This window comes from Crenobacter oryzisoli, assembly GCF_030385785.1.
In the GTDB taxonomy this organism is placed as follows: Bacteria; Pseudomonadota; Gammaproteobacteria; order Burkholderiales; family Chromobacteriaceae; genus Crenobacter_A; species Crenobacter_A oryzisoli.
This window is the reverse complement of record NZ_JAUEDK010000074.1, coordinates 1-18,504: the sequence shown is the minus strand read 5'-3', so window position 1 is coordinate 18,504 and position 18,504 is coordinate 1. Positions and strand designations below refer to the sequence as shown.

The window sequence follows — 18,504 nt, the reverse complement described above, 5'->3', positions numbered from 1 at the left end:
TTGATGGTCATCACGACGGGGGAGATGATGAAAGCGACTGAGTTTGAACGGTGGCTGAGCCATGTGTCCCGTCTGACGAGGCGTCAGCGAGAGCGGCTTGCTGATGCATTGCGGGAACACGATGACACCGAACGCTGCAGAGCCCTCATTGAGTCACGGCTAGCCGATAAGGCTTGCCCACATTGCGGGACCACCGCGGCCTACCGGCATGGAACGGCTCATGGTTTGCAGCGGTATCGCTGCCGGCGCTGCCAGAGAACTTTCAACGCGCTGACGAACACCCCACTAGCCCGGCTCCGCCGGAGGGAGAAGTGGCTCGGCTACAGCCAGGCGATGCTGGATTCGCTGACGGTGCGCCGCTCAGCCGGGATGCTGGGCCTGCATCGGAACACGACATTTCGCTGGCGTCACCGTTTCCTGGCCTGGCTGAAAGACGACCGTCCGGCCCGCCTGTTCGGCATTACCGAGGCCGACGAAACCTATCTGCTCGAATCGGAAAAAGGCGCCCACCACCTGCAGCGCTCCTCGCGTCGGCGCGGGGGCGTCGCGAGTTTGCGTGGCTTGTCCAAACAGCAAGTCTGTGTGCTGGTCGCCCGCGACCGCAGTGGGCAAACCCTCGACTTTGTGACGGGGAAAGGGCAAGTGACCAAGGCACAACTCAAAGCGGTCTTGCCGGCTGTTCTCGACAAAGACGTGCTGTTGGTGAGCGATGGGAATGCCACCTACCGGTACTTCGCCCGCGAGGCTAACATCTCGCATGAGGCGGTCAATCTCAAGGCAGGTCGCCGTGTTCGGGGGGCTTACCACGTTCAGAACGTCAATGCCTACCACAGTCGCCTACGCGCGTGGCTCAACCGCTTCCACGGCGTGGCGACTAAGTACTTACCCAACTACTTGGGCTGGCGCCGACACCTTGACGCCCACCGTATCAGCACGCCGGCAGCCCTCCTGGATGGTGCTCTTGGCAAGTTTCCACACCTAACGGTGACATAGCCTAAATCATTGGCGTGCAAAGTCCTGCGGTCCTTGGCAGACGGTCTAACCCTGTCTTGCAGGCGACGCGCGTTGCCGCGCGTGCCTGATTTTATGCGTTAGACAGCTTCTCCCACCTCGCCGAAAACCATTATGAATAGAAAACTGATCAAACTACTCCATACAACTCTGTTACTGGGATCAGGACTGGTTATGGCTACACCTCTGCCAGAGAGCATCCTTAAGCAATTGCCTAAAGGATATTCGGTTCTCTCTTATCAGGGTGGCGAACTTAATGATGACAAACTGACTGATTACATTGTCGTCATCCGCAAACTCGATGAAGAGTCAATCAGCAGAAATAGTATTGCGCCAGCCAGACCATTAATGTTATTCACTCAAAATATCGATGGCAGCTACACCCTTGCTCGCCGCAACGACCATGTGGTTTTCAGGATTGACGAAGGTGGACAGTGCGATCCGTTCGAGGATGGAGAAGACGGCTTGGTGATACACAAGCATTACTTCACCGTGCAAAATAGTGTTGCCTGTGGCCAACATTGGACTGACTACATAACATTCCGCTACGCCCCCGAGTTACACGACTGGGTGTTTCACAAGCGCATATTTGAAAACTGGGTAATGAACAATAGCAGCGCCCCCAATGCTGATGCCCTTATTCTCAAGGGACGCCGACTGGTTACGGAAAAAGGCAAGCTTCTCGTTCCTTTTGAGAAGTACCGAGCCAATTAAAAGTAGGTGGTGAAGCGCGAAGGTCCGTGGTTCTTAGATACGGTCTAACATCAAACGCAGGCGACGCGCGTTGCCGCGTGCGACTGATTCAGTACCGTTAGAGGGCAGAGGGTAATGATATTTGCCAGACTAATCATTCTTTGTGCAGTGTCGTGGTCTAGTGTCTCAATTGTTCGCAAAGTTCAGTAATCTTCCCGGAATGCTGGGTATAAAGGCAGGCACGTTAAACGAAGCTTCGCACTACGTACCAAAGTTAGATTTCTATGTGGCAAGCGCCGCGACTTGGGAATTTATAACCCTCAGCTCCCCAAAAAACAAGGCGCGGCTCAAGGTTGCCGCATGGAGAAGTCTCAGGAAGCCATTGTTACGAGGTTCTTCTCCGGCAAAGACCACGTATATTCGCTCCTATGGTGGAGCGATCAAAAATCGAAGGTCATCAACGCCAGAAGTTTCATTATCAATGGGCATGACTCAATCCCCGTGTTCTCGTCCGAGGCGGAAGGAAGACGGCAAGTCACCGGCAATGGCTATGAGAAGGATCTGGTTGGTATTGAGCCGCCGTTGTTAGCAGCAATCCTGCAAAAGATGGACTACGCAATCCTCAACCCTGGCGGGTCGAATCCAATTCAATTCAAGACCTGTGTAGTCAAACCCTACGCAAAGGTCGGCGGTACATAACCTTTCATTCAGCCGGACCTGCGCGAAAAACCACGCAGGCTGCTGAATTCAGACGTTAGGCCAAGATCCTATGCGTAAAATTGGCGAATTTTTACTTAGCGCGGTTCTTTTGTTGACGGCGTATTTCCTTTGGATTTTCGCCGACAATCTAATTACATGCCACAATGGACTGGATGGGGTTATCTTCCTACTCATTGCCGTACCATTAGCATACCCCATTGTTGGAATCGCCTTAATTGTTGTATTAATGACTCTATTTTTGTCAATGCCATTCAAGTCCTTGAGGTGGTGGCTAACGGTTTCGGTCATTGTAATTACAGTAGCCATATTTTGTGGCCTTGCTGTGGGAATATACTCTAAATATTTAGCAGCTTATGGGCCGAAGTGTAGTATTGGATTTTAGTAAATTACATATTCGGCATCGGGTATGATATTTAGTGCAGTTAAACACTTCAGTCAACCGGGACCGGCTAAAGCCGACCCGTTATCCAAGAATATCCAAACATGAACTTCAGGCTGTTTATCACGGCATGGCTTGCCGGATTGCCCGGCGTGTTCGCTGTCGCGTTGCTGGCATTGCCTATGCTGGTTGCCGGCCGATCGTTGCCTGTACCGCTATGGGTAGTGCAACTGGCCAATGCGGCTCAGGGGATGGTGCTATTGGCCGTGGCAGTGTTGACTGGGGTTTTGCTGGCGCCCAAGGTCAAACTGGCCGCTCCAGTGTTGGAGGCCATTGCGGCGGCAAAGCCTGTTGCCGGGGCATTTCGCCCGCAGCTGGTTCCCGGTCTGGTGGGCGGGATAGTGGGGGCCGGGCTGCTCGGGCTGTTTGCCCACTACTCGCCGGAAGCGTTGGCACTACTCCACGCCAAGGTGGCCATGCCCGCTATTGTCCGGCTGCTTTATGGCGGCATCACCGAAGAGTTGCTCGTTCGCTGGGGGCTCATGACGATGCTCGTCTGGTTGTTCTGGCGGGTTTTCCAAGGTGGTACCGGAACGCCTTCCCGTCTTGTCGTGTTTTTGGCGATTGGAGTCAGCGCGATCGCGTTCGGCCTCGGCCACCTGCCTGCTGCCGTGGCGCTTGTCGGTCATTTGCCTGTTTCACTCGTGCTCTACATCGTGCTTGCCAACGCGGTATTCGGGGTCGTGGCGGGTTGGCTGTATTGGCGCTTCGGGCTCGAGGCTGCGATGGTGGCGCATACAACGGCGCACGTCCTATTGCTCATGGTTTCTCCCTAAGATTGCTAAATTCAGGATGCGGTAAGTTGAATACAGGCAATGTGTGAATGATGGAGAGGCCGTTGCAACCCACAGAGGAAAACACGAATGGTGACCAACCAAATCCGCTTCGACGACGGGGCTGCCTACGAGCGATATATGGGGAAGTGGAGTCAGCTTGCCGGTGAGATTTTCCTCGACTGGCTTGCTCCACAATCAGGTTTGCGATGGCTCGATGTTGGCTGCGGCAACGGCGCCTTTACCGAAATGATCATTGAACGGTGTGCGCCGGTCTCAGTAGAGGGGATAGACCCGTCGGAGGGGCAGCTTGCCTACGCTCGCACACGCCCTGCGTCGCGTGCCGCACAGTTTCGTCTTGGCGATGCCATGGCGCAGCCTTTCCCCGATAACACGTTCGACGCGGCCGTCATGCCACTGGTGATCTTCTTCGTTCCCGACCCGGCCAAGGGTGTGGCCGAAATGGCACGAGTAGTCTGTCCAGGGGGCTTCATCGCGGCCTACGCGTGGGACATGTTTGGTGGGGGTTTTCCTTATGCCGCATTGCAGGCTGAAATGCGAGAGATGGGCATTGCGGTTCCGGCTCCGCCGAGCCCTGACGCGTCCCGAATCGATGCGATGCGGGACCTGTGGACTGGTGCGGGTTTGGATGCCGTCGAAACGTGGGAGATCACTGTGCAGCGGACATTCGCCGATTTCGACGACTACTGGACAGCCATCCTCGGGGGGCCGAGCGTTAGCCAGCAGCTCGCGACGATGGCAGCCGAGGAGCTCGCGCTGCTCAAAGCGCGGATGCGTGCGCGCTTGCCGGCGGATGCCTCTGGCCGTATCACCTATAGCGCCCGGGCTAATGCAGTAAAGGGTCGCGTACCAAACTAATAGCCTGTTTACGATGCTGCTGCATTCGGGTGATCCTGCGTTGAAATGGCGCTCAACATGCTCATGTACTCCATGTACATTCCGCTTTTTCGCGCCATTTCGCCTTGGCTGACCCGTCGTTCGCGAGATCGTAAAGAGGCTCTACGAGCCGCTAACAAAACGAAGCTTCTGCGAAGCTAAAACCCCCCGGCGTTGTTGCGCTGCCTTGCCGTACTACCTGTACTGTCTGCAGCAGCACGCCTAGCCCGGACCAACTGCGCTGGGTTTTGTTAGCGACGCTAGGGTGGCACCGGACTTTTCATCTCTTGGGACAGTCTTCGACGACCTCCTAAAACAACCGCAAGGGACCCTAATGAGCCCTCAAGCATTCGCAACGCATGCCCCCGCCCACAGCCTGATCTCCAACCGGCTCTCCGGCGCCTATTTTCACGATGCCTGGTCGGTCGAGGCCGGGGAGCCGCAGCTTTCGGCGCTGGGGCAGTTCCTCAAGGCGCTGTCGCATACTCCGGCATGGGTGAATACCTGCATGGCGCTGCGCAATCGGGTGGTGTCGTTGCTGGGGCTGAAGGATCTCGGCGCACTCGATAATCTTGACCGGTCGAAAAGCGCGGCCGAGTACCAGCCGGGCGAGCGGGTCGGCATCTTTACGCTGATCGACAACCGTTTCGACGAGGTGCTGCTTGGCGACCAGGACAAGCATCTGGACGTGACGCTATCGGTGCACCGCACTCCCGCGTCGCCTGACGGCAAGGTGATTGTCACCGTCACGACGGTCGTCCACGTGAAGAATCTGCTCGGCCGGGCGTATATGCTGCCGGTGGTGCCGATGCACCGCCTGATTGCCCCTTCCGTGCTGAAGGCGGTCGCCAGTACCCATCGCGGGCGTCGCTGAGGCCGACGTTTTTCAGCCACGACATCGACTAGAAAGGCGCAACCGGTTTCGTCATGTGTCCGTCGGCTGTTGCGACCACGATCGCGCTACTCGTCGGGTAGCGCCGAATCGAATGAGACAAGGAGTCTGAGCTTGGCATTGCAATGGCAAGAGTCCTCGAACGGGGTGGACTGGGCGGCGCTGTCCGCACTGTATCGCGCTACGCCGATGGGCGAGAAGACGGAGGCCGATCTTGCCACCGCCTTCGGCAACAGCCGCTATGGTTGCTTCGTGTACGACGATGGTCGGCTGGTCGGTGCCGGGCGGGCCTTGGCCGACGGCATCGACTGCTCGTATATCTGCGATGTGGCCGTTCATCCCAGCCACCAGGGGCGTGGCATCGGCAAGGACATTGTCGCGAGGCTCGTCGAGCGCTCAAGAGGCCACAAGAAGATCATCCTGTACGCGGTGCCGGGTACAGAGCCGTTTTATCGGAAGCTCGGCTTCAAGCGGATGGCGACCGCGATGGCCATCTTTAAAGATCAGGCTCAAGCCGTCGAGCGCGGGTTGGTCGATGAAACCTAATACCCTGCAGGCCGACGCCGTTTTGCGGCGCGCGGCTGGTGGCACCGCCAAATGTGTCCATTGAACGCACCGATCGTCGTCAGTGCCATACCAATGACGTTGTCGATGCGTTGGTGAGCCGGATTGCCCGGCGAAGGGGATGCGCAGCCGCGTCTGCCCCGTACTCCCACTAGGTTCCCCGCCGCCCGTATGGGCGGTTGGACCGCCTGCCACCTGTCGGTTGCCGCTTAGGCGGGCTGTCCTACCATGTTTTCATGCGACCTCCTCGCATCGCTGCTACCCCCCGCAGACCTCCTGGAGAGAGCAATGAAAACACGGTCCCGTTTCGGTTCCACGACTGCGCTCGCGTTGCTGCTCGTCTTCTCGTGCGACGCGATGGCGGCTGACAAGCCGCCGCTCAATGCGCAAGCCGCTGCCGCTAGAGCGGTCGAACGGGGGCGGTACCTCGTCTCGATCGCCGGCTGCAATGACTGTCATACGCCGGGCTATGCGATGACCGGTGGCAAGATTCCGGAAAAGCAGTGGCTCGTCGGTGACAAGCTTGGCTGGCGCGGGCCGTGGGGCACGACGTACCCCACCAATCTGCGGTTGCGTATGAAAAACTTGTCCGAAGACGAGTGGGTCAAGGTGGCGCATACCGCACAATTTCGGCCGCCGATGCCCTGGTTTGCACTGCATGCGATGACCGAGAGCGATCTGCGTGCGATTTACCAATTCGTCCGTTATCTGGGGGACGATGGTGAGCCCGCTCCGGCCTACGTGCCACCGGACCAAGAACCCAGGCTGCCGTATGTGTTGTTCCCCGCGCCGCCGCAATGAGTGCTCGTTAGCCCGGTTACCCCTCGCCATCGCACTGCTCGGGTGAGGCGGCATGGTCGAACATATTGCGGCAGACGTCGTGGTGCTGATCCACTTCTTCTTTGTACTGTTCGTCGTGCTCGGCGGTTTTCTGGTGCTGCGCTGGCCGTGGCTCGCCTGGCTGCATCTGCCGGCTGTGATCTGGGGCGCGGTGCTCGAGCTGTTCGGTTTGATCTGTCCGCTGACTCCGCTCGAGCAGGCATTGCGGCAGTCCGCTGGCGAAACGCCGTATCGGGGTAGCTTCATCGCGCATTACATCCTGCAGCTGCTGTACCCGGCCGGCCTGACCCGCTCGATCCAGCTGGTGCTCGGCGCCGTGGTGTTGCTCGTCAATGGTGCGATCTACGGGCTGCTGTTGTACCGGCGGGCGAAACGGGCGAGGGCTTGACCGGGGCTGCCGATGATGCGAATCCGCGCCCTCTATACTGAGAGGCCCAGCACTATGTAGTGGAGGCTGCGCGATGGAGAAGCCGCAGGAGTCATGGTTCGAGGCATCGGAAGTGCTGCCGATGTTTCCGTCGCTGGTGTGGAAGATCCAGCTGCAAAGTGTGCTGCACGAGGCGATCGACACGAGGATTCTGGCACTGCTTCACGAGCTGCGGCCGACCGAGGCGCTGGCGCCGGGGCAGGGCTGGCAGTCGGAGCAGACGCTGCATCGGCGCGCCGAGTTGCAGGAGCTGGTCGGCTGCATCGACAGGGCGGCGACGGGCATCCTACGCTTCCTGCGCATCGGCTACGACGCGTTCGAGATCACCGGTTGCTGGGCGACGGTGCTCGCGCAGGGCGCGGCGCATCGCGCGCACAGTCACCCGAACAATTTCCTCAGCGGCGCGTATTACGTGCGCACCCATCCGGGTGCCGACACGATCAATTTCCACGACCCGCGGGCGCAGACCGGGATCATCCGGCCGCCGGTGACGGCACTGACCGCCGAGAACACCGACCAGGTCGTGGTCCGGGTGCAGAACGGCACCCTCTTGCTGTTCCCGTCCTACCTGCAGCATTCGGTGGATGCGACGCAGTGTGCGGAGGAACGGGTCAGCGTCAGCTTCAACCTGATGTTCAGCGCGTTTACCGAGCACCTGAGCCAGCCGCTCTGGTCGGCGCCGTAAGAGCCTGTTCAAAGTCTTTTTACGGACTGCGCTGGCCCGGCAAACGGCCAGATGCTAGGCGGACGGCGCAGGCCTTAGTCTTTCTAAGGTCAAGCCGGCCAACAACGCAGCGGGCCGTTTGCCGGGCCAGCCCTGCGGGGCCGTTCCCTGCCGGCGCATCGCGTTGTCGTTCGTCCCTGGCAGTGAACGACACTGCGGCGGGACTCTCTCCTAGCGCTGCATCCGGCAGGGGACGGCCGCAGCCGCAAAAAGACTTTGAACAGGCTCTAAGAGCCGCTAACAAAACCCTTCCTGCGTTGTTGCGCTGCCTTGCCGTACTACCCGTACTGTCCGCGGCAACGCGCCTGGCCGGAACCGCTTCGCTGGGTTTTGTTAGCGGCCCCAAGCTCCGCGTGCCGGCGCATCTTTATCTCCTTGTCACGTGGCTGTAAACGTCTGCCTATACTCCAAGCACCTTACGCTCGGAGACGGTCATGTCCAACTACCCGGTCGAAGCAATCCGTACTGTCGCGCTGGTCGGCCACGGCGACAGCGGCAAGACAACATTGGCCGAAGCATTGTTGTTCAAGAGCGGTGCGATCACCGTGGCGGGCACGGTGGAGCGTGGCGACACGGTATGCGATTTCGATCCGCTGGAGCGCGAATACCTGCACTCGCTCGGTTCGGCAGTCGCGCACTTTCGCCACGGAGGTGCCGAGGTGCGCCTGATCGATACCCCGGGATATCACGACTTCATCGGGCAGGCGCTGGCGGCGCTGACTGCGGTGGAGACGGCGCTGGTGGTGGTCAACGCACAGAACGGCATCGAGCTCTCGACGCGGCGCATGATGGACTGGGCGGCCGAGCGCAGCCTGTGCCGGATCATCGTGGTGAACAAGATCGACACCGAGCGGGTCGACCTGCCGGGCCTGCTCGCGCAGCTGCGCGAGACGTTCGGCAAGGAGGTGCTGCCAATCAACCTGCCGGCCGGCGGCGCCAGCCGCGTGGTCGACTGCTTCTTCAATCCGGCCGGTGAGGCCGATTTTTTATCGGTGGCCGAGGCGCATCAGGCGCTGGTCGACCAGGTGGTCGAGGTCGACGAGGCGCTGATGGCGCGCTACCTGGAGCAGGGCGAGGTGCGCCCCGACGAGCTGCATGCGCCGTTCGAGCGTGCGCTGCGCGACGGCCACCTGATCCCGCTGTGTTTCGTGTCGGCGAGGACCGGCGCCGGCGTGCCGGAGCTGCTCGACGTGCTGGCGAAGCTGGCGCCGAACCCGACCGAGGGCAACCCGCCGCTGTTCTACAAGGGTAAGGGTGCGGAGGCGGTGCCGTTCCGCTCGGTGCCCGATCCGGACCGCCACGTGCTCGCGCATGTGTTCAAGGTGGTGATCGACCCCTTCGTCGGCAAGCTCGGTGTGTTCCGCGTCCACCAGGGCACGGTGCGCCGCGATAGCCAGCTGTTCGTCGGCGACGGCAAGAAGCCGTTCAAGGTCGGCCACCTGCTGCGGCTGCAGGGCAAGCGCTACGAGGAGGTCGACAGCCTGATACCTGGCGACTTCGGCGCGGTGACCAAGGTGGACGAGATCGAGTTCGACTCGGTGCTCCACGACTCGCACGACGAGGACCAGATCTTCCTGATGCCGCTGGCGTTCCCGACGCCGATGCAGGGGCTGGCGATCGAGGCGAAGCGGCACGGTGACGAGCAGCGCATCTCGGAGGTACTGCACCGGCTGCCGGCCGAGGACCCGTGCGTGCGCGTCGAGCAGCACCCGACCACCCACGAGACGGTGCTGCTCGGCATGGGCGAGCTGCACCTGCGCTACCTGCTCGACCGGATGGCGATGACGTACAAGCTGGAGGTGCAGACCCGTCCGCCGCGCGTGCCGTACCGCGAGACGATCACCCGCCCGGCCGAAGGGCACAACCGCCACAAGAAGCAGACCGGGGGCGCCGGCCAGTTCGGCGAGGTGTTCCTGCGCATCGAACCGCTAGCGCGCGGCGCGGGCTTCCTATTCGTCGATGAGGTGAAGGGCGGGGTGATCCCCGGCCAGTTCATCCCCTCGGTGGAGAAGGGGGTGCGGGCGGCGCTGGCGGCGGGGCCGGTTGCGGGCTGTCCGGTCGAGGACGTCAAGGTGACGGTGTACGACGGCAAGAGCCACTCGGTCGACTCGAAGGACGTCGCGTTCCAGGCGGCAGGACGCAAGGCGATGCTCGAAGCGCTGCGCGCGGCGCGGCCCATCGTGCTCGAGCCGGTGGTGGCGATCGAGATCACCGCGCCCGAGGCCAAGCTGGGCGACCTGACCGCCGACCTGACCGGCCGGCGCGGCCAGGTAACCGGCACCGAGCCACTGTCGCAGGCCATGGCACTGATCCGCGGCCAGGTGCCGTTGGCCGAACTGGAGGGCTACGCCGGCCGGCTCAAGTCGATCACCGCCGGCCAGGGCGCCTACGCGTTGTTGTTCAGCCACTACGACGCGGTGCCGCAGGACGTGCAGCAGCGGATGTCGGCGGGCTATCAGGTCGAACTGGAAGAGGAGTGACGCCAGGAGCCGCTTGGCTCTGTCCATGACGCGGCGGCAGTCGGGAGACTGCCGCCGTTGGTTTGAGTGCATCGGAAAGGAGTCAGCATGGCGATCAGTTGGATTTCGGCGTTCAGGGCCATCCCGTGGAGCGATGTGCTGTCGGCCACGCCGTCCATCGTGCAGGGCGCCGAAAAGCTCTGGCATAGCGTGAAGAGGAAGCAGGGGGCGCCGGACGCGACGGAGGTGCCGGCCGGCGAGGCGGCGCGGCTGCAGCAACTGGAGGCTCAGGTGGCCGAGCTGCACCGCGAGGCGCTGGCGACGTCGGCGCTGATCAAATCGCTGGCCGAACAGAACGACCAGCTGGTGCACGCGGTGGAGGTGCTGCGGCTGCGCACCCGCCTGCTGTTCGGCGCGGCCATCCTGATGCTGGTGGGGCTCATCGTGTTGGCTGGCTGGGTGCTGACACGCTGAACCATGGGCCGGCGCTAATGTAAATTATCTGTAAATCCCGTGGATCACTCCCGTGGCATGGCTCACTATGAGCGGTCGGTAGCCCGGCGCTTGGGCCTTTTCTGCCTTGTCCGGAGCTGTCATGAACAACCTGTCTGTCGGTGCGCATCGTGCCGATCGTCCACGACGACAACGATACCAATCACGGGATCGTCGTGGAGACGAACGAACAACGGCTCGCCGACCAGCCGGTGCTGATCGCGTGAGCGGGGCGGCGAGATCCCGATGATAGAGATGCTGGAGTGCCCACCCGACAGCCTGTACCGCGACGACGAGCTCGAAGTGCGCATGCTGGTGCTGTCCGATGCCCCTTCGCTGTTCGAAGCGGTACGGGCATCGCGGACGGAAATCGGCGAATGGGAGAGCTGGTGTACGCCGGAGTACCAGCTGGAGCACAGCTTCGCCTACCTGCTCACCTCGGCCGCCCACCGCAGCGCCAAGCTCGACTATGACTACGGCCTGATCGACCGCGCCAGCGGCAAGGTGATCGGCTTTGTGGCGATCAACCAGATCAACCGGGTGCATCAGTTCGCCAACCTCGGCTACTGGGTGCACAGCGATTACACCGGCCGTGGCCTGGCCGGGAAGGCTGCCCGGGCGCTGGCGCGCTTCGGCTTCGCCGAACTGGGGCTGTTCCGGCTGGAAATCGTGGTCGAGCTTGGCAATAGCCGCAGCCGCCGGGTGGCGGAAAAGCTTGGCGCCAAGCTCGAGGGGGTGGGGCGCTGGCGGCTCAACTACCGCGGCGAGCCGTGCGATGCCTGGCTGTTTTCGCTGCTGCCGGGCGAGGTGGCGGAGCCTACCTGATACGCCGTTTCATCAAAATGTCATATTTTAGTTATCGTCGCCGTCGGGGCGCGCCGTGTCGACCAGTAGGGCCGTAGCGCGGCTGCTCGAACAATTGGGCTATCCGTGCGAGGAAAGCGCGCTGCTGTCGCTGCATTTCATCCCGCAGCTGGTGCTGGACGGCGCCTTCGCGCGCATCGGCTATTTCTGCGTCGACGAGGGCGTGCAGAGCCGGAGGCTCGGCGCCGAGCTGGAGCACCATGTCGAGCGGCTGGCGCGCGAGCGTGGCTGCGACCGCATCGAGGTGCATTGCCACGGCCGGCGCGAGCGCGCCCACCGTTTCTATGCCCGCCAGGGCTACGAGGAATCGCCCAAGTACCTGATGAAGCGGCTGGTTTAGGCTACCCGTCGGCAAGGGGCGTGCTAATCGCTTGATTCCGCTATAATTCCGCGCTTTGTCATTGCCGTCGTCTGCAAAGGTCGCCCCATGAGCCTGCCCGCCCATCAACTGGAACTGTTGTCGCCTGCCAAGACCGTCGAGATCGGCCGCGAGGCGATCTTGCACGGCGCCGACGCGGTGTATATCGGCGGGCCGAGCTTCGGCGCGCGCCACAACGCCTGTAACGAGGTTGGCGAGATCGCCGAGCTGGTGAAGTTCGCGCACCGCTACCACGCGCGCATCTTCACCACGCTGAACACCATCCTGCACGACGCCGAGCTGGACGCCGCGCAGAAGCTGGTCTGGCAGCTGTACGACGCCGGCGTCGACGCGCTGATCATCCAGGACATGGGCCTGTTGGAGCTCGACCTGCCGCCGATCCAGCTGCACGCGTCGACCCAGTGCGACATTCGCACCCCGGAAAAGGCCAAGTTCCTGTCCGATGCCGGCTTCTCGCAGGTGGTGCTGGCGCGCGAGCTGACCATCCCGCAGATCAAGAAGGTGGCCGAGGCGGTCGGTACCGACGCCACCATCGAGTACTTCATCCACGGCGCGCTGTGCGTGGCGTTCTCCGGCCAGTGCTTCATCAGCCATGCCGACACCGGCCGCAGCGCCAACCGCGGCGACTGCTCGCAGGCCTGTCGCCTGCCGTACACGCTGACCGACAAGGACGGCGGCGTGGTGGCGTTCGAGAAGCACTTGTTGTCGATGAAGGACAACAACCAGACCGCCAACCTGGCCGCGCTGATCGACGCCGGGGTGCGCTCGTTCAAGATCGAGGGGCGCTACAAGGACGTCTCCTACGTGAAGAACATCACCGCCCACTACCGGCTGCTGCTCGACGAGATCCTCGAGACCCGCCCGGAGCTGGCGCGGGCGTCCAGCGGCACGAGCGAGATCTACTTCGACCCCAACCCGGAGAAGACCTTCAACCGCGGCAGCACCGACTACTTCGCCACCGGTCGCAAGATCGACATCGGCGCCTTCGATTCGCCGAAATTCGTCGGCGTGCCGGTCGGCCACGTCACCCGCGTCGGCCAGGACTGGCTGGAGCTGGAAACCGCCGAGGCGCTCGCCAACGGCGACGGCCTCAACTTCATGAAGAAGCGCGAGGTGATCGGCGTGCCGGCCAACACGGTGCAGCACGTCGGCCGAGGCGAGGACGGCGAGATTTGGCGCGTGTGGCCGAACGAGCCGCAGGCGCTGCAGGGTCTCAAGGTCGGCACCACCATCAACCGCAACCGCGACCATGCCTGGGAGCTGGCGCTGTTGAAGAAGTCGGCCGAACGCCGCATCGGCGTGTGGATGAATCTGGCCGACAGCGCCGAGGGCCTCATCCTGACCGTCACCGACGAGGACGGCGTCAGCGTGACCGCGTTGGCCAACCTTCAGCTCGAGCCGGCGCGCGACGCGGCCAAGGCCGAAGCGGGTCTTACCGACAGCCTCGCCAAGCTCGGCAACACCATGTTCTTTGCCCACGACGTGACGCTGAATCTGCAACAACCGTGGTTCGTGCCGGCCTCGAGCATCAACGCGCTGCGCCGCGACGCGATCGAGCAGCTCGAAGCCGCCCGCCTCAAAGCCTGGCCGCGCCAGCCGCGCAAGGCGCCGGTGGAGCCGCCGGTCGAGTACCCGGAAAAGTCGCTGTCCTACCTTGCCAACGTCTACAACCAGGCGGCCTGGCAGTTCTACCGCAAGCACGGCGTCGAGGTGATCGATGCGGCCTACGAGGCGCACCAGGAAGAGGGCGAGGTCAGCCTGATGATCACCAAGCACTGCCTGCGCTTCTCCTACAACCTGTGCCCGAAGCAGGCCAAGGGCGTGAAGGGAGTGATGGGCCAGGTGCGCGCCGAGCCGATGACGCTGAAGACCGGCAACGAGACGTATACCCTCAAGTTCGAGTGTCGCCCGTGCGAGATGCACGTGATGGGCAAGATGAAGAAGCACATCCTCGCCTCGCCGCCGCCGTCGGAGATTCCGGCTAGCGCGCCGATTACCTTCTTCAAGCAGCGCCCGCAGTAGGAGCCGCTGATAAAGTCCTCCCGGCGTTGTTGCCCCGCCTCGCCGTACTATTCGTACTGTCTTCGGCAGGGCGCCTAGCCGAGACCACTTCGTTGGGCTTTCTCACCGGCGCCAGTTGTCGCAGCACGCCCACCACGGCCACCCTTGGGTGGCCGTTTTGCCGGGTGCGCCGCCGCTCTGCCAACCTATACTGACCATGACGACGGCGTAGGGCCGTCGTGTCGAGTGACCATGCGAGGGGGTGGCTATGGTGGCGTTTCTGGTGGCGGCGGTGGCAATCTTCGTCGCCTTCGTGGGGCTGTTGGGGCTGGTCTCGCCGAAGGGGCTGGTGAGTTTCGTCAGCGACTGGCAGTCGAAGACCGGCTTGTGGGGGGCGATCATCCTGCGCCTCTTGCTCGGCATCGGGCTGTGGCAGGTGGCAGGGCTGTCGAGTTTTCCGCTGACTTTCAAGGTGCTGGCGGTGCTGTCGCTGCTCGGCGCGGTGGCGCTGCCGCTGATCGGGCTGGGGCGTTTCCGGAAGGTGCTGTTCTGGTGGACGCATCAGTCGCCGGCGATGATACGGTTCTGGTCGGCCTTGCTAGTGGCGTTCGGGGTGTTCGTCAGCAGCGCGCTATATGCCTGAACGCCCGCTGTGGATAAGTGCCTTGTCGCCGCCTCTATTGTGGATAAGCGAGTTATCCACAGCGTAGGGCTCCCACTTGCAACAACGCCCCGCACTGCGGGGCGTTGGCATGATTAGCGCGGGGCGACTGGGGTCCAGGGCACCGGGCAGCTCGGTGTGTACGGGTAGTACTGGCCGTTGGCGCTGCAGTAGTACCAGGTACCAGCCGGCGGCACCGGTACGGCCGGGGCGGCAGGCACCGGCGGGGTGTACGGGTCCGGGTAGGGGTAGACCGGTTGGGGGTAGAGGTACCAGATGCCACCGATCACCCACCACCAGCCGTAATGGCCGCCGTAGTAGCCGTGGTGCCAATAGCCACCGTGCCAGCGATCGATGTCGTGCGGGTGGAAACCGCCGTGCCAGCCACCGCCATGCCAGCCGTCACCATGCCAGCCGTCACCATGCCCGCCGCCATGCCAGCGCCAGTCGTTGTAGCCCGGGCCACCGTGCGGGCCAGCCAGGGCTACCGGCGCCTGGGCGGCGCCCAGCAGAGCCAGCAATGTCAGGCAGGCCAGACGTAGCGTGGTTTTCATCGTCGTTTCCTTGCTAGGAACCCGTCATGGTACGGGCCTGTGCTTATTTCTCGTGACCCTCAGCCCCGTCGTGATGGTGGCGCGGCATCGTCTCGGCGTCGAAGGTCTTCTTCTGGTCAGGCGTCAGCTGGGCGTAGAACGTTTTCAATGCCTCCAGGCGCTGCCCCATCATGATCTCGTGCTGCTTCATGTGCTTGAGTTCCAGATCCATCCGTTCCGGGGCACTCATCTTGGCGATGGCATCGCGGCTAGGGAAGTCCTCGTGCAGGTTCGGCTTCCATGCGGTCGCGAAGCGCTGCCATGCGGTTTCTTGGTTAGACCGCAGCTTGAGCTTGTCGTGCAGTTCCTGTTGACGCTTGGCTATCCACGCCTCGCGTTGCGCCGGGTCCATATGATGGTAGGACTTCTCTTGCGGTGCCGGCTGGGCGGTGTCGGCGGCCAGTACCGGGGTCGCAATGCTGCCGGCCAGTAGACCGGCGATCAGCAGCTTGTTCAACACGTTCATGGCGGACTCCTTGTGTGATGACCGGACGGCCGAATGCCGTCCTGCTGATTTGCAGTGTCGTCGATAGATGTAAAGCAAGTTTTGCCTCGCTCTGGCAAATGGTTGCGAAGTGTTACTAAGGTTTTCACTAGTAATGTCACTTCCAGTGTTTTGTAACATGCTGATTTTGTACACGTTGTAAAGCTGGTCAAAATGACGCTACAAGCTGAAAGGTTAGTAAGCGCACGGGTGCAACAAAAAACGGCAGCCCGCGGGCAGCCGTCGTCAGCGGGCAGGGCCTATCGATGGGCGCGGGTTCCGGGCTGCCGTTTTCGCCGGCCAGCCGCCGCCGTACCGTGGTGATGTTGTCATTTTGGCCGACAATGTCGGCAATCCCTCGATAAATAACGGCAAATTGGTCGACGATGATCTAGTCGGCTGTCGGCGCCCGTCCGGCGGCGCACTCCACGTTCGCGACCGCCAGCGTCTAAGGTGCTACAGGCGAGGGCGCCGCCGTGCCCGCCGCCAACCCACAGGGAGGCAGATGATGAGCAAGCGAGTAAACGAAGAAGGTCTGGACCTGATCTTCCGCCAGGCCCGCACCCATAATGCGTGGCTGAACAAGCCGGTGTCCGACGACACGCTGCGCGAGCTGTACGACCTGATGAAGTGGGGGCCGACCAGTGCCAACTGCAGCCCGGCGCGCATCGTGTTCCTGCGCACCGCCGAGGCCAAGCAGCGGCTGTTGCCGGCGCTGGCGCCGGGCAACGTCGACAAGACGATGAGCGCGCCGGTGACCGCGATCATCGCCTACGACATCAAGTTCTACGAGGCGCTGCCCAAGCTGTTCCCGCACACCGATGCGCGTGCCTGGTTCGTCGATACGCCGGAGCTGGCCGAAGTCACCGCCAAGCGCAACAGCTCGCTGCAGGGGGCCTATTTCATGATCGCCGCCCGCTCGCTGGGGCTCGATTGCGGGCCGATGTCCGGCTTCGACAACGCCAAGGTCGACCACGAGTTCTTTCCGGCCGACCCGGCGAAGAACACTTTCCAGCAGGAATACTTTGCCGACAGCCATATCAAGTCGAACTTCCTGTGCAACCTCGGCTACGGCGACCCGGCCCAGCTGTACTCGCGCAGCCCGCGTCTCGACTTCGGCGAGGCCTGCCAGCTGCTGTAGTGCCCTCTCTGGTTTATGTTGGAGATGTAATGGACGCCTCCCTCCTGCCCGAAGGTGACGACGGCGGTCTGCAGAACGACAGGAGCCCTCGCAATACCTGACGGCATCTAAAGTGCCAAAGTGGTGGTGTAGCAACAACCACAAACGGTAAGGAGGGCTCGATATGAAGATTACGACATTCGGTCTGGACCTGGCAAAGCGGGTTTTCCAACTGCATTGGGTGGATACCGCTACCGGTGAAATCTGCCGCCGGCAAGTGAAACGGGCGCAACTGAACGAGTTCTTCGCCAACCGGGAAACGTCGGTGATCGCGATGGAGGCCTGCGGCAGTGCGCACTACTGGGGCCGGCTGTTCCAGGAGCTTGGGCATGAGGTCAGGCTGATTCCCGGGCAGTTCGTCCGTCCGTTCGTGAAGAGCAACAAGACCGACGCAGCCGATGCGCAGGCGATCTGGGAAGCGGCGCAGCGGCCAGGGATGAAGTTCGTCGCGCTCAAGAGCGAAGGCCAGCAAAGCGTGCTGATGTTGCACCGGATGCGCGAGCAGTTGGTGAAGATGCGGACGATGCAGACTAACCAGCTACACGGGCTGTTGTACGAGTTCGGAGCCGAGCTGCCAAAGGGGCGACACAAGGCGCTGGAGCGGATTCCTGATGAGCTTGCGCGGCTGGAAGACACGTTGCCAGTGATGGTGATCGAAGCGATCCGTAGCCAACTACAGCGAATTGAGACATTGGGCCAAGACATCGCCGAGCTTGAGCACAAGCTGGCGGTGTGGAAGAAGGAAGATGAAGCAGCCAAACGACTGATGGCCATTCCGGGTGTCGGCTTGCTCACCGCAACAGCGGCGGTAGCAATGATTGGGGATGCCAAGACATTCAAGTCTGGGCGCGAGTTTGCCGCCTTCCTCGGCCTGGTGCCACGCCAGAGCGGCACCGGCGGGCGAGTGAAGTTGCTGGGGATCAGCAAGCGCGGTGATGTGTATCTGCGCACGCTGCTGATTCATGGCGCCAGGGCAGTGGCGACGCATCAGAAGGTGCGCGATCCCTGGCTGGACCAGTTGCTGGCGCGACGACCGTTCAATGCGGCGGTGGTAGCGCTGGCCAACAAGATGGCACGAACGATCTGGGCGCTGTTGGCCCATGGCCGGACGTATCAAACGGACTACGTGGCCAAGGCCGCGTAAAAGATTAACGAACCCTTTAGGAGGTGGATCGCTGAAAGGTTGCGCAGGTTGATGTGCGCTTGATGGCAGAACAGGTCGGACCGTGGGGAAGTAAGCCTGAATGATGGCCAGTCCTTCGAGGACTCCAAGGAGATGAGGCCTTCCCCTGCGAATTCCATCAGGGCCAGCAGACTCCGAGTCTGCAATAAAGGCCGGATATAAGTCTGCAGCCAGATCTCGAAGCCCGCATCGAACATCGCTTGCCAAGCCGGGAGGCGTCCATATAAG

The 18,504-nt window shown here is 61.9% G+C and carries 21 protein-coding genes; 18 read left to right on the top strand and 3 right to left on the bottom strand.

The window, feature by feature from the left end; genetic code table 11:
* The first annotated feature begins 27 nt into the window (after nucleotides 1–27).
* From QU481_RS22350 to QU481_RS22275, 16 genes are all read left to right on the top strand, one after another.
* Nucleotides 28–993 (top strand): IS1595 family transposase, encoded by a 966-nt coding sequence (locus tag QU481_RS22350; protein ID WP_289830262.1) that lies wholly within the window; start codon nucleotides 28–30, stop codon nucleotides 991–993.
* Nucleotides 994–1,185: 192 nt separating this feature from the next.
* Entirely contained in the window at nucleotides 1,186–1,725 is a 540-nt protein-coding gene (locus QU481_RS22345; protein ID WP_289832198.1) for a hypothetical protein, read from the top strand.
* Between the two features lie 339 nt (nucleotides 1,726–2,064).
* On the top strand, nucleotides 2,065–2,403 hold the full coding sequence (locus QU481_RS22340) for a hypothetical protein (protein WP_289832197.1): 339 nt from the start codon (nucleotides 2,065–2,067) through the stop codon (nucleotides 2,401–2,403).
* A 504-nt stretch (nucleotides 2,404–2,907) separates the two neighbouring features.
* The gene (locus QU481_RS22335) at nucleotides 2,908–3,639 is read left to right on the top strand and encodes a CPBP family glutamic-type intramembrane protease (RefSeq protein ID WP_289832196.1); all 732 of its coding nucleotides are present in this window, start codon (nucleotides 2,908–2,910) and stop codon (nucleotides 3,637–3,639) included.
* An 87-nt stretch (nucleotides 3,640–3,726) separates the two neighbouring features.
* Entirely contained in the window at nucleotides 3,727–4,515 is a 789-nt protein-coding gene (locus tag QU481_RS22330; RefSeq protein ID WP_289832195.1) for a class I SAM-dependent methyltransferase, read from the top strand.
* Nucleotides 4,516–4,867: 352 nt separating this feature from the next.
* Nucleotides 4,868–5,407 (top strand): DUF2867 domain-containing protein, encoded by a 540-nt coding sequence (locus tag QU481_RS22325; protein WP_289832194.1) that lies wholly within the window; start codon nucleotides 4,868–4,870, stop codon nucleotides 5,405–5,407.
* 132 nt (nucleotides 5,408–5,539) lie between these two features.
* A complete protein-coding gene (locus QU481_RS22320; protein ID WP_289832193.1) occupies nucleotides 5,540–5,971 on the top strand; it encodes a GNAT family N-acetyltransferase in 432 nt (143 codons plus the stop codon).
* A gap of 306 nt (nucleotides 5,972–6,277) precedes the next feature.
* Nucleotides 6,278–6,790, top strand: a complete 513-nt coding sequence (locus tag QU481_RS22315) for a hypothetical protein (RefSeq protein WP_289832192.1) — start codon at nucleotides 6,278–6,280, stop codon at nucleotides 6,788–6,790.
* 52 nt (nucleotides 6,791–6,842) lie between these two features.
* Nucleotides 6,843–7,217: a DUF2784 domain-containing protein gene (locus tag QU481_RS22310; RefSeq protein ID WP_289832191.1), complete on the top strand. Its 375-nt coding sequence runs from the start codon at nucleotides 6,843–6,845 to the stop codon at nucleotides 7,215–7,217.
* 73 nt (nucleotides 7,218–7,290) lie between these two features.
* Nucleotides 7,291–7,941 carry a 2OG-Fe(II) oxygenase family protein gene (locus QU481_RS22305; RefSeq protein ID WP_289832190.1) on the top strand — a complete coding sequence of 217 codons (651 nt, stop codon included), beginning with the start codon at nucleotides 7,291–7,293 and terminating at the stop codon, nucleotides 7,939–7,941.
* A 473-nt stretch (nucleotides 7,942–8,414) separates the two neighbouring features.
* Nucleotides 8,415–10,460: an elongation factor G gene (fusA, locus tag QU481_RS22300; RefSeq protein ID WP_289832189.1), complete on the top strand. Its 2,046-nt coding sequence runs from the start codon at nucleotides 8,415–8,417 to the stop codon at nucleotides 10,458–10,460.
* 87 nt (nucleotides 10,461–10,547) lie between these two features.
* Nucleotides 10,548–10,913, top strand: a complete 366-nt coding sequence (locus QU481_RS22295; RefSeq protein ID WP_289832188.1) for a hypothetical protein — start codon at nucleotides 10,548–10,550, stop codon at nucleotides 10,911–10,913.
* A gap of 264 nt (nucleotides 10,914–11,177) precedes the next feature.
* Nucleotides 11,178–11,756, top strand: coding sequence for a GNAT family N-acetyltransferase (locus QU481_RS22290; RefSeq protein WP_289832187.1), 579 nt, complete (start codon nucleotides 11,178–11,180; stop codon nucleotides 11,754–11,756).
* A 55-nt stretch (nucleotides 11,757–11,811) separates the two neighbouring features.
* The gene (locus tag QU481_RS22285) at nucleotides 11,812–12,135 is read left to right on the top strand and encodes a GNAT family N-acetyltransferase (protein WP_289832186.1); all 324 of its coding nucleotides are present in this window, start codon (nucleotides 11,812–11,814) and stop codon (nucleotides 12,133–12,135) included.
* 87 nt (nucleotides 12,136–12,222) lie between these two features.
* Nucleotides 12,223–14,196 (top strand): peptidase U32 family protein, encoded by a 1,974-nt coding sequence (locus QU481_RS22280; RefSeq protein ID WP_289832185.1) that lies wholly within the window; start codon nucleotides 12,223–12,225, stop codon nucleotides 14,194–14,196.
* Nucleotides 14,197–14,443: 247 nt separating this feature from the next.
* Nucleotides 14,444–14,818: a hypothetical protein gene (locus QU481_RS22275; protein WP_289832184.1), complete on the top strand. Its 375-nt coding sequence runs from the start codon at nucleotides 14,444–14,446 to the stop codon at nucleotides 14,816–14,818.
* 113 nt (nucleotides 14,819–14,931) lie between these two features.
* On the opposite strand, the gene QU481_RS22270 is transcribed toward QU481_RS22275, so the two are convergent.
* Entirely contained in the window at nucleotides 14,932–15,390 is a 459-nt protein-coding gene (locus QU481_RS22270) for a hypothetical protein (RefSeq protein WP_289832183.1), read from the bottom strand.
* A 43-nt stretch (nucleotides 15,391–15,433) separates the two neighbouring features.
* A complete protein-coding gene (locus QU481_RS22265) occupies nucleotides 15,434–15,895 on the bottom strand; it encodes a Spy/CpxP family protein refolding chaperone (protein ID WP_289832182.1) in 462 nt (153 codons plus the stop codon).
* Between the two features lie 526 nt (nucleotides 15,896–16,421).
* On the opposite strand from QU481_RS22265, the gene QU481_RS22260 reads away from it, so the two are divergent.
* Together QU481_RS22260 and QU481_RS22255 are read left to right on the top strand one after the other, a co-directional pair.
* Nucleotides 16,422–17,054: a malonic semialdehyde reductase gene (locus QU481_RS22260; RefSeq protein WP_289832181.1), complete on the top strand. Its 633-nt coding sequence runs from the start codon at nucleotides 16,422–16,424 to the stop codon at nucleotides 17,052–17,054.
* 163 nt (nucleotides 17,055–17,217) lie between these two features.
* Nucleotides 17,218–18,237 carry an IS110 family RNA-guided transposase gene (locus QU481_RS22255; RefSeq protein ID WP_289828201.1) on the top strand — a complete coding sequence of 340 codons (1,020 nt, stop codon included), beginning with the start codon at nucleotides 17,218–17,220 and terminating at the stop codon, nucleotides 18,235–18,237.
* Here QU481_RS22255 and QU481_RS22250 read toward each other — a convergent pair.
* Nucleotides 18,216–18,504: hypothetical protein (locus QU481_RS22250; protein ID WP_289828580.1), on the bottom strand; the 289-nt coding region annotated here is incomplete at its 5' end. The genes QU481_RS22255 and QU481_RS22250 overlap by 22 nt on opposite strands.